This window comes from Dyadobacter sp. CY323 (genome assembly GCF_021390245.1).
Classification (GTDB): domain Bacteria; phylum Bacteroidota; class Bacteroidia; order Cytophagales; family Spirosomataceae; genus Dyadobacter.
Window position 1 is genome coordinate 386,153 of sequence record NZ_JAJUXH010000001.1, and the last position, 16,308, is coordinate 402,460.

A 16,308-nucleotide genomic window follows, 5' to 3' on the forward strand; every position below is an offset into this window, starting at 1 on the left:
CGTAGTAGTTTAAATATTTAAGAATGCTTCTCAACAACATCGATTCAGTATAAACCAGTTTTTGCCACATCGGATGCGATTTATTATACCTGACCTAAAATACATACTTGTTACAATTCTTTTAAGTGCTGTTTTTTCCCAAACTTCATTTGCTCAGGAAAAATGCGGCACAATGGAGTTGCTTACCAAAAGATTCACCCAGCAACCCGGGTTAAAGCTGATGTTCGATCAGCGCGAACTGCGTCTTAAACAACTCATCAGCGAACGTGTCAGAGCAGGTAAATCATTGAAAACCAGCGAAGAGGTAACCATTCCGGTCGTTTTTCATGTCGTCCTCAACCGACAATCTCAGGTGACCGACGCGCAGATCATGGCGCAGCTCGATACCATTAACAAAGATTATGCGGGAACAAATAGCGGGGCAGCACTGATCCCGGAACATTTCAAATCGCTGTTCGGTCAGTCGGGGATCCAGTTTTGTCTTGCCCAGCGCACACCCGATGACGCTCCAAGTACGGGTATCGTGCGTTATACAACAACGCGTTCTACATTTGATTATACTACCAATCTTCTAAAACATGCCGAATCGGGTGGCGCGGATGCCTGGGACCCAGACCGTTATCTGAATATCTGGATTTGCGATCTTTCGGGAGGTACATTGGGATATGCCACTTTTCCGGACGATGGCGTGCCCGATGAGCAGGGAGTGGCGATCGACTATGCAAGCTTGCCAGGCGGCGCCGCGACCAGCTATAATCGTGGAAAAACCCTGACGCATGAATTGGGACATTACTTCAATCTCCGCCACATCTGGGGCGACGACAATGGCGGGTGCACCGGCTCGGACGAGGTGGAGGATACCCCGAACCAGGGCAATAGTACCTCCACATGTCGGACCGGCATTATGACCGACAATTGCACACAGACTTCGCCCGGGATTATGTACCAGAATTACATGGATTACACCCCGGACGGTTGCCTTGCAATGTTTACTAAAATGCAGGTAGCCCGGATGGAAGCTTCATTTACAAGATCGCGGGCTTCGTTGGCGATGTCAAATGCGTGCACACCGGTTAATGTAAAAAACAAAGATGCGTCAATTAGATCCATAACCCAGCCCGACCAGAGGTTGTGTGAAAACACGTTAACGCCGCAGGTTATTCTGGTTAACAGAGGTGGCGAAACGCTGACATCAGTCACCATCAATGCAGTGATCGATGACGGAACGGTGCGGACATTTAACTGGACAGGCTCTCTCGCCACGTATGCTCAGACGACCGTAACACTACCGGCTCTCACTACCGTAGAAGGAAATCACGTGCTCAGCATATACACGACAAATCCGAATGGCGCTGCGGATGAGGATACTTCCAATGATTCATCCACATTGGATTTCATCTATTTTGAACCAATAAACCCTCCGGTAACCGAAAGCTTCGAAGGATTGTTTCCGCCGAGAGGGTGGGATATTGTAAATGAGGATGGCGGCACCACCTGGGAGAAGACCAATTCGGCTGCTAAAACGGGCAGCTCGGCGGTAACGATCTCAAACTTTGACAATGAAGCCATTGGCCAAAAGGATTACCTGCGACTGCCGACTGTGAATATAGCGGGTACCGACTCTGCTTTTGTGTCATTTCAGCTGGCTGCGGCTACATTTACGAGCACGAATGTTCAGAGCAATGTCTGGGATACCTTACAGGTCATGATCAGTACAGATTGCGGGAAAACTTATACCAGTGTTTACAAGAAATGGGGCCCCACGCTCACTACGCGAAGTGTTGCAACGCGCTCGGCTTTTTTGCCAACCGAAAGTGAATGGCGGCGAGAAGAGATCGATATCAGCGGGTACATTTCGCAGGGTGAGGTACTGGTTGCATTTCTGAATACGAATGGCAACGAAAACAATGTGTTCCTCGACGACATCAACGTCAGGACGGTAACCGTAAATCCGAATCTGAAAGAAGCCGGCTTCCTGGTAGCGCCCAACCCGACCGACGGGCTTGTGTCTGTACAATTCTATCCGCATCCGGAAGAGTTGAAATCCGTAGCGATTTACAATGCCGCGGGCCAGAAAGTGAAAGAAACGGTAATCTCTGGAACTGTGACTACCCATGTATACGATTTCAATCTGACGGGATACCCGTTAGGGCTTTACATTGTCAAGGCTGAATTTACTGACCGTGTTTTAACGAAGAAGATTGTGAAGCGTTAGCCGGCCGTTTCTAATAAATGCGTTTCACGATGACTTTACTGTTCGTTTGAGTGATCGCGAACTCGCGCGCATTCTCGTTTTCAGGAGCAATGAAGATTTGCTTTTTCTTTTTACCGTCTGTGCTCACCCAGTTTGCCGAATAAATTTCGGGCAGCGTTCCGGCATAGATCGGGTGGTTGTCCGACATCATAAATACTTCCTCCTGCTCGTAGGCCAGTTCCAGATCACTGCCTTCGATGACGTCGCAGATGATTTTCAGTCCGCCTGTATCTCCATTTACCAAACCTTTAATCCTGGCTTTGCCAAAGAATGGGTCTTCTTCAAATTCCCAGCGAACGTAATATTCAATGATGTTCCCTATCTGGGAGTCAATATAGTCGGCGGTAAGCAGTTGTTCCTGGCGCATATCTTAAATTAATATCCTGGAATTTTTTTACAAAGTAAATTTTATTCCTGAAAGAAATGGGGTGTTTTGACAAATGTAATCGGAAGCAGGTTGTTTCCAAAAATTATGACCTTTTTCACCACGATTTAAATTCGCAAAATATATACCCGATTCGTTTCTTTAATGTTCCTCTTCTCTTCTACATATAGATAGGTGGGTTAGTGCGGTACGATTTTTTTTCGGACGGCCGTTGTCTAACGTTTACGGGCAAAGTCCCATCACCTAGCCAAGGATAATATGCAAAAAGCTCAACGATTAAATGAGTTAGCTGTCTTTAAAGACCCGCTCGTTTTTCTGAAAATTGGTATGTTCGTGCTGCTGTTCCTGTTCTCTACAATCCCACTCACAAAAGCCCAGCAGGTAATACCAGATTCAGCACGGAAACCCAGGCCGGACACTTCGACCGGACCGGTTATAAAACCAACCCCAGCTGCCATTACGCCAGCGCCTGATACTCTCCCCAAAACCATTCCTGATACTTCAAAATTAAACACCCGGCCGGCCGTTCCCGGTGCTGCCGCTCCCGCAAAACCCACGCAGGCATTTGATCCGCTGACCAAGCCGACAACGCTGCCGGACACTTCCGCCAAACAAGCATTGAAGCCCGATTCTTCGGCAATACCAGCCAATAACACGGATACTCTCGCTCCTAAAGGCCAGGTAGGTAATGCATTACCTGCCCAGCCGGCTACCTCGCAACCGGCCGACAGTTCCATTGCCGCCCCGGCCAATCAGACACTAACTGAACTTGGCCCGGATGCAAAGTCCATTAAAGGAACTGTGGTAGATGAAAAAGGCTCCGGAATGCCGGGAGTGAGTGTTTTGGTGAAAAATACGCAGATCCAGGCGGTGACTGAGCCGGACGGTTCTTTTCAAATGAAAGTCCCTGCGCAGGGTGCAGTGCTGGTTTACAGCTTTATAGGATTTGCTACCAAAGAAGTGCCGGTGGGAAATCAGACGCAATTCAAGGTGCAGCTGGTACCGGAAGCGAAAGCGCTGAAAGAAGTCGTGGTAGTTGGTTATGGCGCGCAAAGTAAGCGTGATCTGGCGAGTTCGACTTCGAGGGTTTCAGCTACGGAATACAAGTCGGCAGTGATCAATACGGTTGACCAGGCTTTGCAGGGAAGAACCACGGGGGTTCAGGTTACGGAATCGTCGGGGGAACCGGGCGCGTCTACTGTGGTCAGGATCAGAGGTAACAACTCGCTGAGCGGAAACAATGAACCGTTATATGTGATCGACGGGTTTCCTATGCCGGCTTACCGCGAGGCAGGCGCGAACTTCACCGGGGCATACACTCAGAATGGTTTGTATGGTATCAACCCGAACGATATAGAAAGCATGGAGATCCTCAAAGATGCTTCTGCGACAGCCATTTATGGTTCACGGGGTGCCAATGGTGTGGTATTAATCACAACAAAAGCAGGAAAACGCGGAGAAGGAAGGGTAGAGCTGGTTAATAAAACGTCATTCGGAACGGTTTCCAATCCCATTAAAATGATGAATTCGAGGCAGTATGCCCAGGTAATAAATGAGAGCTACGCCATTTCCGACCGCAATCCGCCCTTTACAAATCTGGACAGTAATTTCACCAATACGGATTGGGTAGATGCGATTACGCAGCCAAGTTTCAGAGAAGATATCACACTGAGTCTTTCCGGTGGCAGCCCCAAATCTTCTTACTACATTTCAGGTAACTACCTGCGTGATAAGGGTACGATCATCAATTCGAATAATAACCGCGCGAGTTTGCGGGTCAACCTGAATAACGAGATCAATGACTGGTATTCAGTAAAAGGTCAGGTTTCTTTTAGCAGACAAAAAACAAACCGGGCCGTCACCGCATCGCGGGCCTGGCCGAATTCCGGCGGGCTCATGGACGGACTGCGGGCCGCACCGACCCTGGAACTGGATTATCTGGGAAACAACAGTTTGGGTGTACCCAATTATCAGGGATACTATTTTGCTAACCCATACAATGAGTTGACTTCGAAGACAGACCTTACTCAAAGTGACTATTCGATCCTGAATATCGAAAACTATTTCAAACTTGCAGACGGTCTTCAACTGGTGGTCAGCCTTGGGGGAAATCAAAATCTGACGCGCCGAAAAGTGTTCCTGCCGCCTTCCACCGCCGAGGGGAATCAGGTGAAAGGAAAAGGTAGCAACAATACTTCCAATACGTACAGCTACAATGTCAATGCGTACCTGCAATATGAAAAGACAATAAAAAAAGACCACTACCTGAACACGACCCTGGGTGTGGAATATAACGACCAGACTGTTGAAATCGTCAACACCAGTTCCAGTGGTTATGATATCCCATTTTTCGGGATCGATAATATTGGTAGTGCGCAGTCACAGTCGATCGGGTCTTTCAAAGACCAGCGCATTCTCCAGTCCGGGTTTTTGCGTGCCAACTACTCTTTCAAAAGCAAATATGTACTGAATACGTCTGTGCGGGTCGACGGTGCCTCGCCGTTTGCTGCGAACAGAAAGTACGGCGTTTTCCCATCGGTAGCGCTCGCCTGGAACCTGGATCAGGAAGAATTCATGAAGGGTGTCCGTTTTATTTCCAATACAAAACTGCGCGGATCCTTTGGTGAAACGGGCAGTCAGGCAATCGGACCATACTCTTCGCTATCGCAATATGCTGCCGGATTTTATGAAATGGGCCCGCAAGGCGACGCAGCCGTCATTAACACCGGAATTTTTCCAAATACCATTGCGAATCCCAACCTTTCCTGGGAACGAACGCGCCAGCTGAATCTTGGTGCGGACTTTAACACCGCAAACGACCGTCTCGTGTTAAGTTTTGATTACTATAATAAACTTACTACCGATTTGCTGCAACCCCGCAAAGTGCCCACGCAGTCGGGAGTCGGAACCATTATCGATAATTACGGTTCCATGCGCAACCGCGGTGTTGAGCTGAGTATCCAGGGAAATATTATCCAGAAAAAGAATGTGACGTTCTCGACACGGCTAAATATCTCGCGGAATGTGAACACGCTGATCGATCTCGGCGACCGCACACAGTCGGATTATGTAAGTCTGAATGGGAACCTCCTCGGGGGTGTGTCGGGGATACTAACGCCGGGTGAGGAAGTCGGGCGCTTTTTCGGGTTCAGAGTTGCGGGGTTAAGTCAGCCGGGCGATTTCGATAGCGACGGAAATCCTACTTTCGCAACGTTCGAGGGGCCGAGGCCGGCCGGGTCGAAAGGGACACCGTTCTTAGGAGCCTGGATTTACGCGGATACCAATGGAGATAACATTGTCAATGCCGACGACCGGGTTGTTTTAGGGAAATCCACTCCCGATTTTACATTCGGATGGAGTTATGACCTCACCTGGAAAAACTTCGCAGTGAATGCATTGTTTACCGGCTCGGTTGGAAACGATGTTTTAAATCTGACCAATTTCTACATCATGAATGGCGTGGTGGAATTCGGTGGGGTAGGTTTTAATCAATCCGAAGAATGGTTTACCAAACGGTGGACCGAATCGAACATGCATAACGACCCGAAGTTTCCCGGAATCCAGAGAGGTATTGCCTCGGGGGATATCAACTCCACCATGCTGGAAGACGGAAGTTTTGCACGGCTCAAAATGCTCAGCCTTTCCTACACCTTCCCGAAAATCGGGCCGATACAGAACCCGCGTTTGTTTGTGACGGGCACCAATCTGTGGACTTTGACCAAATACACCGGGTTTGATCCGGAGGTTAGTTCCTACGCACAATCGCTTCTTCAACAGGGAATTGACTATGGCGCGTATCCGACACAACGTTCCTACACCATCGGTTTCTCCTGTAATTTCTAAGTCAGACAAACGCATTAACATATATGAACTATCCTATCAAAATATCATCCATAATCCTGCTGCTGCTGAGTGTTGCTTCCTGCAAGGATAACCTGGAAGAATCACCTTATTCTTCGTTGAGCAAGGAAGTGGTGTTTAAAGACGAAGACGGCCTCAACCAGGCTACCATCGGGGTTTACCAGGCTTATACCGCACCGGATTACGGAGATATCAGCAATCGGTTTATCCTGACGGAATCGGGCCACAGGTACGCTACCGCTGGAATTCTGGGCTCAGGTTCCGATCCATACTACCGGTTTGGGCACAATGCTTCTTCCGGCGCTTTCGAATCGGTTTGGGCGAGATTTTACAAAATTATTTTCCGGGCAAATGTGGTGATTGCCAATGCGACGCTGGCTGTTCCCGGTGAAGAAGAAGAGGCCGATCCGTACATTGCGGAAGCGCGCGTTCTGCGGGCGTATGCCTATTTCAACCTGGTCCGGTATTTCGGCGGAGTGCCGCTAATCCTCGAAGAGGTAAACTCGCTGGCGGACGATCATCTCATTTTTGCGCCAAGATCCACCGACATTCAGGTTTACGACGCTATTTTGGCTGATCTCACATTTGCTGAAACGCGGCTTCCTGATTCGAGAGGAGGCGCGGAACTCGGCCGGGTATCGGCGGGAACCGTAAAAGCATTGCTGGGGAAACTATACCTGACCATGGCCGGGAAACCTTTAAACCAGACGGCGAACTATCAGAAAGCGATTGAAAAATTCAGTGAGCTGGTGGGACCTGAGAATGAGGAAAAATACGATATGGAATTGCTTTCTGACTTTGCGGATGTATTTGCATTGTCGAATGAACGTAATCGGGAAATCGTGCTTTCATTCGGCTACTTTATTAATCCATCCAATCCGAATGGCAGTATTCTTCCATTCAATCTTTTTCCTTCCGGATTAGTCAATGGCGATGAACAAACGAATTACGGTTTGACATACAGTTTTTATCAATTGTTTGAAAAAACAGATACCCGCCGCGATTTTACATTGGTTTATAAATATGAATTTCAGGGAGGGGCCCGGGCTGGCGCCGAAACGGGTGACAGCATTATCTATAATCCGACGCTCGGCAATTATGTGATCAAACGGACCAATCAGTCTTTCGCTCATGATGATTTCAAATACGGCATTGCGTATGGAAAGCTGGCCCGTGAACCGAGACCTGCCGGTGCGGCCATTCAGGGTTACAGTACCGATCTGATCGAAATGCGTTTCCCCGATGTGTTGCTCAGTCTGGCTGAGGCGCTGAATGAAACCGGTCAGACGACACTCGCATTGCCGCTGGTGAACCGGGTACGGGCGAGGGCGAAAGCAACTTTGTATAAATCGGCTACGCAGATTAGTCTGCGACAGGCGATCCGGCTGGAACGCAGACTCGAACTGACTGGCGAGTTCAACACCATTTTCGATATCCGGAGATGGGGCACGTTGCGGGAAGAGATTGCGGCGATGTCAGAAGATCAGATCCTCGACAACATTCTGATCCCATACACCGACCGGCTTGAAATTTACCCGATCCCGCAGTCGCAGATTGACGCCAATCCGAATCTGAAACAGAATACCGGCTGGTAAGGCTTGCGCTGTTTTTTTAAAGTAATGTGACCTGACGGAATATGCTGCATTCCAAACTTGTAGCCTTTCGTCAGGTCACATTCATTATTTTTTCCTGATCAAAAATCGAATATCCTCGCTATTTTAGTGATCAAAATAGCGTTCATGAAGATCTCCACCGGATTTAAGGCAGTCGTGCTGCCGTTTCTCTTTCTTACCATTTTTTTCTCCTGCCGGCGGCATCTGACGGTTTCAAAAAGTGAATATAAACAGTACAGCATTGACAAACAGACGAGTGAGGATTCGGCTATTGTAAATTACTATCTGCCTTATAAAGAAAAAATGCAGGCGGAAATGAGCCGGGTAGTGGGGCAGACCGAGGAGGCGCTTACAAAACCAGGAACGCCCGAAACGTTGCTTGGAAACTTCTTCGCCGATGCGATGCTGACAGAGGGGCTTAAAAAGGATCCTACGATCCAGTTTACACTTTCGACAAAAGGCGGTTTGCGGACGCAATTTCCAAAAGGGAATATTACGGTATCCCACGTGTTTGAATTAATGCCATTTGAGAATGAAATGGTGGTGTTGAAAATGTCGGGCGAGTCGGTGAAAGAGCTGCTCGACTTCATTGTGAAAAAAGAGGGTGAACCTATTTCCGGAATGCGGATGAAGATCAGGAATGGTACGGCTTATGATGTAACAATCGCCGGCCAGCCATTTGATGCGAGCAAAACATACAATTTACTTACGTACGATTACCTGGCCGATGGCGGCGACGAACTCGATTTTCTGAAAAAAGCGATTGAAAGAAAGGACATCGGAATAAAGTTACGTGAAGCAATTCTTGAAAATATTAACGACCTGACCCGGCAGGGAAAGAAAATAACAGCTCAACTCGATGGGAGAATTATCATTGATAAAAACTAATCGCAGGGATTTCTTAAAAAAGGGAGCTGGCGCAACGGCATTATTTGCGATAGGATCAGCGCCATTAACCGTATTCGGGAAGGATTCGACGGTGCAGCTCACCATTTTGCATACCAACGATGTTCACAGCCGCATTGAACCGTTTCCGATGGATGGTTCGCGGAACCAGGGATTGGGCGGGGTCGCCCGGCGCGCTGCCTTGGTGAATACCATTCGACGTGAACAGGAAAATGTTCTTTTGTTCGATGCAGGTGATATTTTTCAGGGTACCCCATATTTTAACTTGTATGGAGGCGAGCTCGAAATGCAGATCATGAGCAACATGGGTTATGATGCGGCAACGATGGGAAATCACGATTTTGATAATGGAGTTGCCGGTTTTGTAAAACAATTGCCTCACGCCAACTTTCCTTTTCTGGTGAGCAACTACAATTTCGACAACACCGAATTAAAGGGTAAGACACATAACTACAAAATCTTCAAAAAACAAGGTCTTAAAATCGGTGTGTTTGGTTTGGGCGTTGAGTTGAATGGAATTGTCAATAAGAAGAACTATGGCGAGACCGTTTATCTGGATCCGATCGCAAAGGCCAACGAAATGGCGTCTATTCTGAAAAATGAGGAGCATTGCGACCTCGTTATTTGCCTTTCACATCTCGGTTACAAGTACAAAGATGATAAAGTGTCGGATCTGATCCTGGCAAAATCGACACGCAATATCAATCTGATCATTGGCGGCCATACCCATACTTTCATGAAAGCACCGGAAGATATAATGAACCTGGATGGCAAGGTTACCACTGTGAACCAGGTTGGTTTTGCGGGTATCAATCTCGGAAGACTGGATTACTTTTTCAACCGGGATACCGGGAAGCACAAGATGGTTTCAGCGGTCTATCCGGTTCATCTGCAAGGACTTGTGTGATTTTCGGTAGCATTATTCCATATGAAGAAACTGCTGCCGGACTTTTTCTTCTTCCAGGTCAAGCTGGGCCAAATGCTGCTTGATCACCTCATCTTCAAACATCTCTTTTTTGTTGAACTGATGAAGTAGTAACCGCTTTCTTTCGAGTAGTTCTTTGGTTATCTGCTGATATTTAGTCACATAATCGAGCCCTGAATGCATTGGGTCGGCCTCTTTCACATGATCTAAAAATTCGATGTCGCTTTCCAGTTTGTGTTTCAGACTTTGCAGCAGCTCATTTCTGGGAATTTCGTCGGCATAGTTTTCTCCGATGTATTTAAGCGATTCCTGCGCAAGTTTTCGCCGGATCTTTACATCCTGCTCCTGCGAGGGCAACTCGTAATCCATTTCTTCCAGCTTCATCCATTTAATTACAAAAGGCAGTGTTAAACCCTGAAACACAAGGGTTACCAGAATGACCACGAATGTAATGAACAAGATCAGGTTACGCTGCGGAAATGGCTGGCCGTTTTGTGTCAGCAAGGGAATCGACAATGCGGCTGCCAGGGAAACCACTCCGCGCATACCGGCCCATCCGAAAACAATCGGCGCCCTCATTCCTGGCCGGCTGTCGGCGGTGGTGATGTAATTACTGATGAATACCGTAAACCACGACGAACCGATCGTACAAATCATCCGGGTGACGATCACCACCAGGGAAATGATCAGACCGTATTTAATCGCATCAAACAATGAATTTTCTCCAAGCTGCCCCACGATAATCGGCAGTTCCAGGCCAATCAGCATGAATACAATCCCATTTAAAACAAAACCGACGGTAGCCCAGACATTTACGCCCTGGATCCGGCTGAGATGGCCCATGATCGAGTGGCTTCTGTCTGAAAGGAAAAGCCCGCCTGTGACCACTGCAATTACCCCGGAAAAATGAAACCGCTCCGCTGTGATGTACATCGCGTAAGGTGCTACAAAGGTTAAAATGGTGTCAATGCTTGGTGTCGTCGGCAGCCACCGGTGAATCGCGTAGAAGATCAGCGCGAGGCCGATACCTACTGCGAAACCCATGGTGATGACGAGAAAAAAGTCGGTTACAGCGTCTGTAAAGACGAAAGTGCCGGAAACAATGGTAGCAATTGCAAATCGGAATACGATCAAACTTGAAGCATCATTCAGCAAACTTTCGCCCTCGATGATCGAAACGAGTCTCCTTGGCACTTTCACATCTTTCAGAATGGAAGTAGCGGCGACGGCATCGGGCGGCGAGATGATGCCGCCTAGCAAAAAGCCGAGCGGAAGTGTAAAACCGGGAATAATGGAATTGGAAACGTAAGCGATCACGCAGGAAGTAAGAATCACAATAATGAATGCAAACGAGCCGATCACGCGCCGCCATTTCCAGAAATCTTTCCAGGATGTCTGCCACGCCGCTTCATACAGCAAAGGGGGAAGAAAAATCAAAAAAATGAGTTCGGGATCGATCGCTACTTCGGGGATACCTGGAATAAAACCCAGAACGAGACCGCCCAGCACAAGTACAATCGGGTAGGAGATTTTGATTTTCTGCGCCAGCATCACCAAAAAAAGAATGACAACGATCAGCGAAATGTATAATACGATGGTGTTATGCATTGAAAACGTTTGTGTGTTGGCGCTTTACCGCACGTACAATTTAATACCATTAGTAGATTTAAGCACAATCAGCGGATGCATTCCAACCGGATGTGACGGGTCGATTTCAAAAGTGAAGCGTTTGATCAGAGAAGCCAGGATCAGCTGCATCTCCATGAGCGCAAACTGTTGTCCAATGCAAATTCTCGGTCCCGCGCCAAAAGGCAGGTAATTAAATTTGGCCCGGTTTTTCACAGCTTCTGGGTTGAAATTTTCGGGATTGAATGTCAAAGGGTCTGCCCATAAATTCGGGTTTCTATGCAGCTCGAACACGGAAAGGAAAACGGAGTTGCCATTTGCAAGCTGATAACCCTCGATCTCATGATCCACCACAGCCTCCCGCGTCATGGTCCAGGCAGGTGGGTAAAGCCGCAACCCTTCTTCCACAACCTGCCGGGTATAAGGCATTTGCATGAGCTGGCTGAATGTGGGGACATCGTCAAAAATCACACTTTCGGAGCGGATGCGTGCAACGATTTCGGGTTGTCTGCCAAGTTCCCAAAGCAGCCAGCTAAGTCCGGTCGCCGAAGTTTCGTGACCTGCGGCAAACATCGTAATGGCCTCGTCGCGGATCTGCTCGTCGTTCATTTGCTCGCCGGTATCTTCATCCCGACTGTCCAGCAGCAGTTGCAAAAGATCGTTGGGTGTTTCTCCGGAAAGCCTTCTTTGTTTGATAAATTCAAATACCAATTTGTTGAAATACGCGAGGTCCCGCCGAAAACGGACGTCTTCTCCATTGATTGCCATTAATGGAATGCGGTAGGGGCGCCGGACTTTGGTAACCAGGTAGCGCTGGGTTCGACTTACCTGCTGATAAATCTGCGCCTTATCTTCCGTAGTCATATTTCCAAAAAGCGTTTTGAGCGCAATGTCAGAGGTGATGCTCATCATTTTGGCATCAATATCTATGGCCTGCTTTCCTCTGAATGCTTCCAATTCATCCAGAAACGAAGCAGTAAGTCGCCCCATTTCCAGAAAAAGTTCTTGCAGCCGCTCCCGGTGAAATGCGGGCTGAACCAATCTGCGTTGTCGCAGCCAGAAGTCTCCGTCGCTGGTTACCAGCCCGTTACCAAGTACCGGGCGCAGCATTTTGGAAGAACTCCCCTTTTTGAAATTTTTATTGTTTTGTTGAAGAATGTGCCTGAAAAAAGCAGGATCGCGGCTAACAACGAACTCGCGGAACAGCCGGATCCGAAATGTATCTCCGCACGTGTCAAAGCCTTGCCGGAGAAACTTCAATGGATCTCCGGCAAACCTGAATGGATCTAAAATGCTGATTTTTCCTAATTTGAATTCAGGGATCGGGCGCATTCGTCTATTTCTTACCTGCGAAAGAGCGTAACATCCAGGTATTCTTTTCCTTGAACTGCATAAACCGGTTCACCATATCATTCGTACCATCGTCGCCAGCCTCCGACGTAATTTCCAGCAGCTCGCGTTCCAGCCCGATCAACCTGGCCATGTCATTCAGGATTTCATCGACCATATCAAGGTCTTTCATCCCGATCGTGTCAACTTCCTGCAATTGCGATTCTTTGATATAATCCGCAAAACGACTGTGTGGTGGCTTGCCTAATGTGAGAACACGCTCAGCAATCTCATCGATGGTCAGCTGCGCGTTGGTGTACAACTCTTCAAATTTAACGTGCAGCGTGAAGAAATTCTGGCCTTTTATATTCCAGTGACAGCCCCGGAGCTTTTGATAATGAATATGATAGTTAGCAAGATAATCGTTCAAAAGGTCCACCACAGGCTTTACTTCTTGCTCTTTCAGGCTGATTGCTTTGGCATCCATAATGTAATATTGGTTGAAAGTGTAATTAAATATTGATAAACAAAACCGTACCAAAATATGCAATGGGGCGGCTCTATACGTTAATGGTTGACGGTTTCACAAATTAGTCTATAAAGTCCATTTTCTGACAATTAGCATAGATTTTTTGCGATCCGGGCACGATACTTTTTATCAAAATAACCACTAATCATTTTAATCATGTTAATGAAAAAGTTAAGGTTACTCAATGTTCAGCTCATGGCCCTCGTTGGGCTGGCGGTAATAACACCGGCTTTCGCGCAGAACAAGGAAGAGGAAAAAGTGAAGGCTGCGACGGCAGTTCTTAACGATTTTAATGAAATGCAGGAAAATATCCCTGCTCAGTTGCTCAACCTATCAAAAGGTGTGATCATCATCCCAAAAATGATCAATGCGGGTTTGATGCTCGGAGGCAAGTATGGAAGAGGTCTGGCGATGGTGAAAAAAGCAAATGGGGATTGGAGCGATCCTGTTTTTATTACAATTACTGGTGGAAGCATCGGTGCGCAGATCGGTGTTCAGGCGGTCGACCTGGTACTGGTTTTCAAAAACAGCAAAACGCTTATGGAGATCGGGAAGGGTAGTTTTACACTCGGAGGCGATCTGTCGGTTGCGGCGGGGCCAATGGGAAGAAGCTCGTCGGCTCAGACGGATTATAAGTTGGAGGCAGAGGTTTACTCCTATTCTCGAAGCAAAGGCTTGTTCGCAGGTATTACCTTAAATGGGGCAGCCCTGGCGGTGGATGAAAAAGCAAATAGTGCTTTTTACAGTGGCTGGGTAAACGCAAATACAACGTTTAAAGGTTCAGCCATTTCGTCCGGGCCAGTTTCTGAGCTACGTGCCAAGCTGGATGAATTCAACTAAGAACCGGGAGTTATGCCATCGTCTGTTGTATCGAAATTTATTTATGACGGGGACACAGAAACTTTGAGAGTGATCTATGTCTCGGGGATGGTATATGACTACAAAAAAGTCCCTTTGGAAGTGTATCAGTCAATGGCGGCTGCATTTTCCAAAGGGACTTTTTTAAATAAACACATTAAAGGAAACTACGAATTTGAAAAAGTGGGAGACTGATCATTCCCACCTTCCTCATATATTTCCTTTTCTCATTTCCTTCACTGCATAATCCACCGCCCTGGCTGTCAACGCCATGTAAGTTAAGGATGGGTTTTGAGTGGAAGTCGATGTCATGCACGCGCCGTCTGTGACAAACACATTGCTGACTGCATGCATCTGGTTCCATTTATTAAGTAACGAGGTTTTAGGGTCTTTCCCCATTCGTGCGCCGCCCATTTCATGATTTTCACTTCCGGGATTCCGTTTGGTATCTGACGTTTTTATATTCGTAAAACCGGCTTTGGAAAGCATTTCGCTTAGTTCGGTATAAAAATCTTTGACCATTTTCATGTCATTCTCGTCGAACTCGACGGACATTCTGAGCTGTGGAATGCCCCACGGATCTTTTAAGGTAGGATCCAATCTTACTGAGTTAGATTCTTTGGGTAATGTTTCACCCATCATCTGCGCGCCGAGGCTCCAACCACTTTCATCGGGTTTGAAGAGATTTGCCTTCAGATCGTCACCAATACCGGAATGCGGATTGCCCATTTTATTCGCGGAAAAAGAGGTTGCATAGCCTCGCAAAAAGTCCGTTTCCTGCTTGAATACATTTCTGAACCGAGGAATGTATGCTCCATTGGGCCTTCTACCGTCTACAGTTCGATCATGAAACCCGTCAAATTCAGCGCTCACGCGACCACGGTAATTGTGAAACCCGATGAATTTGCCCAGGTAGCCGCTATCGTTTCCAAGTCCATTCGGAAAACGGTTCGACGTAGAGTTGAGTAAAATCAGGTTTGAGTTGATTGCCGAGGCATTTATGAAAATGATCTTTGCATAGTACTCGGTCATTTCTTTGGTTAACGCATTCACGACGCGTACCCCGGTTGCCCGTTTCTTTTTCTCATCATAAATCACCGAATGCACCACGGAATGCGGCTTCAATGTAAAATTTCCTGTTTTTTCAGCCCAGGGTAAAGTCGCTGCATTCGAACTAAAGTACCCGCCGAACGGACAACCTCTCTGGCACATGTTCCGATGCTGACATTTCGCCCGGCCCTGTTCCAGGTGTATGGGCTGCGGATCCGTGATGTGCGCGGCCCGGCCGATGATGATCGGGCGTGAGTTGTTATAGTTTTTTGCTGTCTGGTCGCTGAAATGCTTTTCAACGCAACTCATCTCATGGGGTGTAAGAAATTCCCCGTCGGGCAGCTGTGGTAATCCGTCTTTGTTGCCGGTGATCCCTGCAAATTTCTCGACATAGCTGTACCAAGGCGCGATATCTGCGTAACGTATAGGCCAGTCCGTTGCATAGCCGTCGCGGGCAGGGCCGTCAAAGTCAAAGTCTGACCAACGTTGAGTTTGCCGCGCCCAAAGTAACGACCTGCCGCCAACCTGGTAGCCCCGCATCCACGAAAATGGTTTTTCCTGAACATACGGATGCTCGGCGTCTTTCACCACAAAATGCATGGCATCCTCCTTGAAAATGTAATGCTGACTAGCCATCGGGTTTGCCTCGCGGATTGCCAGTGTCGGCTGACCCAAATGCTCGAACTCCCATGGCTGCATATTGGTAGTAGGGTAATCCACTATGTGCTTCACATCCCGCCCGCGTTCCAGTACCAGTGTTTTTAACCCTTTCTCTGTCAGCTCTTTTGCAGCCCATCCGCCGCTTATACCTGTCCCTACGACGATTGCGTCGTACGTTTGTTCTTTAATGGAATCGATATTTAAATTTGCCATTTCGCCAATTTTACTTCTTAAAACTATTTTTTCAGCAGAATATGCTCTGTGCTTTTTACGGGCCTGTTTTTGAGATCAAGTGCCTCCGAGGGAGGTTTA

12 protein-coding genes are annotated in these 16,308 nt (G+C 47.6%); 7 read left to right on the forward strand and 5 right to left on the reverse strand.

Translation table 11 applies throughout. From position 1 onward, the window contains the following. The first annotated feature begins 172 nt into the window (after nucleotides 1–172). Nucleotides 173–2,215: a M43 family zinc metalloprotease gene (locus LZG72_RS01700; protein WP_233866752.1), complete on the forward strand. Its 2,043-nt coding sequence runs from the start codon at nucleotides 173–175 to the stop codon at nucleotides 2,213–2,215. 10 nt (nucleotides 2,216–2,225) lie between these two features. Here LZG72_RS01700 and LZG72_RS01705 read toward each other — a convergent pair whose 3' ends face one another. After that, nucleotides 2,226–2,621, reverse strand: a complete 396-nt coding sequence (locus LZG72_RS01705; RefSeq protein ID WP_233866754.1) for a hypothetical protein — start codon at nucleotides 2,619–2,621, stop codon at nucleotides 2,226–2,228. 276 nt (nucleotides 2,622–2,897) lie between these two features. On the opposite strand from LZG72_RS01705, the gene LZG72_RS01710 reads away from it, so the two are divergent. The 4 genes from LZG72_RS01710 to LZG72_RS01725 all read left to right on the forward strand — a co-directional run bounded on the left by LZG72_RS01710 (nucleotide 2,898) and on the right by LZG72_RS01725 (nucleotide 9,926). Then, nucleotides 2,898–6,482: a TonB-dependent receptor gene (locus LZG72_RS01710; RefSeq protein ID WP_233866757.1), complete on the forward strand. Its 3,585-nt coding sequence runs from the start codon at nucleotides 2,898–2,900 to the stop codon at nucleotides 6,480–6,482. 23 nt (nucleotides 6,483–6,505) lie between these two features. After that, complete coding sequence (locus tag LZG72_RS01715) at nucleotides 6,506–8,095, forward strand: RagB/SusD family nutrient uptake outer membrane protein (RefSeq protein WP_233866760.1); 1,590 nt, start codon at nucleotides 6,506–6,508, stop codon at nucleotides 8,093–8,095. Between the two features lie 144 nt (nucleotides 8,096–8,239). After that, nucleotides 8,240–9,001 carry a 5'-nucleotidase C-terminal domain-containing protein gene (locus tag LZG72_RS01720; protein ID WP_233866763.1) on the forward strand — a complete coding sequence of 254 codons (762 nt, stop codon included), beginning with the start codon at nucleotides 8,240–8,242 and terminating at the stop codon, nucleotides 8,999–9,001. After that, nucleotides 8,973–9,926 (forward strand): metallophosphoesterase, encoded by a 954-nt coding sequence (locus tag LZG72_RS01725; RefSeq protein WP_233866766.1) that lies wholly within the window; start codon nucleotides 8,973–8,975, stop codon nucleotides 9,924–9,926. Before LZG72_RS01720 ends, LZG72_RS01725 begins: the two co-directional genes overlap by 29 nt. A gap of 12 nt (nucleotides 9,927–9,938) precedes the next feature. Here LZG72_RS01725 and LZG72_RS01730 read toward each other — a convergent pair whose 3' ends face one another. The 3 genes from LZG72_RS01730 to LZG72_RS01740 are packed head-to-tail and all read right to left on the reverse strand — an operon-like array spanning nucleotide 9,939 to nucleotide 13,386. Continuing rightward, on the reverse strand, nucleotides 9,939–11,552 hold the full coding sequence (locus tag LZG72_RS01730; protein ID WP_233866769.1) for a Na+/H+ antiporter: 1,614 nt from the start codon (nucleotides 11,550–11,552) through the stop codon (nucleotides 9,939–9,941). A 24-nt stretch (nucleotides 11,553–11,576) separates the two neighbouring features. Beyond that, nucleotides 11,577–12,902, reverse strand: coding sequence for a cytochrome P450 (locus tag LZG72_RS01735; protein ID WP_233866770.1), 1,326 nt, complete (start codon nucleotides 12,900–12,902; stop codon nucleotides 11,577–11,579). A gap of 4 nt (nucleotides 12,903–12,906) precedes the next feature. After that, entirely contained in the window at nucleotides 12,907–13,386 is a 480-nt protein-coding gene (locus LZG72_RS01740; protein WP_233866773.1) for a Dps family protein, read from the reverse strand. Between the two features lie 204 nt (nucleotides 13,387–13,590). On the opposite strand from LZG72_RS01740, the gene LZG72_RS01745 reads away from it, so the two are divergent. Then, nucleotides 13,591–14,268 carry a lipid-binding SYLF domain-containing protein gene (locus tag LZG72_RS01745; protein WP_233866775.1) on the forward strand — a complete coding sequence of 226 codons (678 nt, stop codon included), beginning with the start codon at nucleotides 13,591–13,593 and terminating at the stop codon, nucleotides 14,266–14,268. 12 nt (nucleotides 14,269–14,280) lie between these two features. Next, nucleotides 14,281–14,481, forward strand: coding sequence for a KTSC domain-containing protein (locus LZG72_RS01750; protein ID WP_233866777.1), 201 nt, complete (start codon nucleotides 14,281–14,283; stop codon nucleotides 14,479–14,481). A gap of 15 nt (nucleotides 14,482–14,496) precedes the next feature. Here LZG72_RS01750 and LZG72_RS01755 read toward each other — a convergent pair whose 3' ends face one another. After that, nucleotides 14,497–16,209, reverse strand: a complete 1,713-nt coding sequence (locus tag LZG72_RS01755) for a GMC oxidoreductase (protein ID WP_233866779.1) — start codon at nucleotides 16,207–16,209, stop codon at nucleotides 14,497–14,499. Between the last annotated feature and the right edge of the window lie 99 nt (nucleotides 16,210–16,308).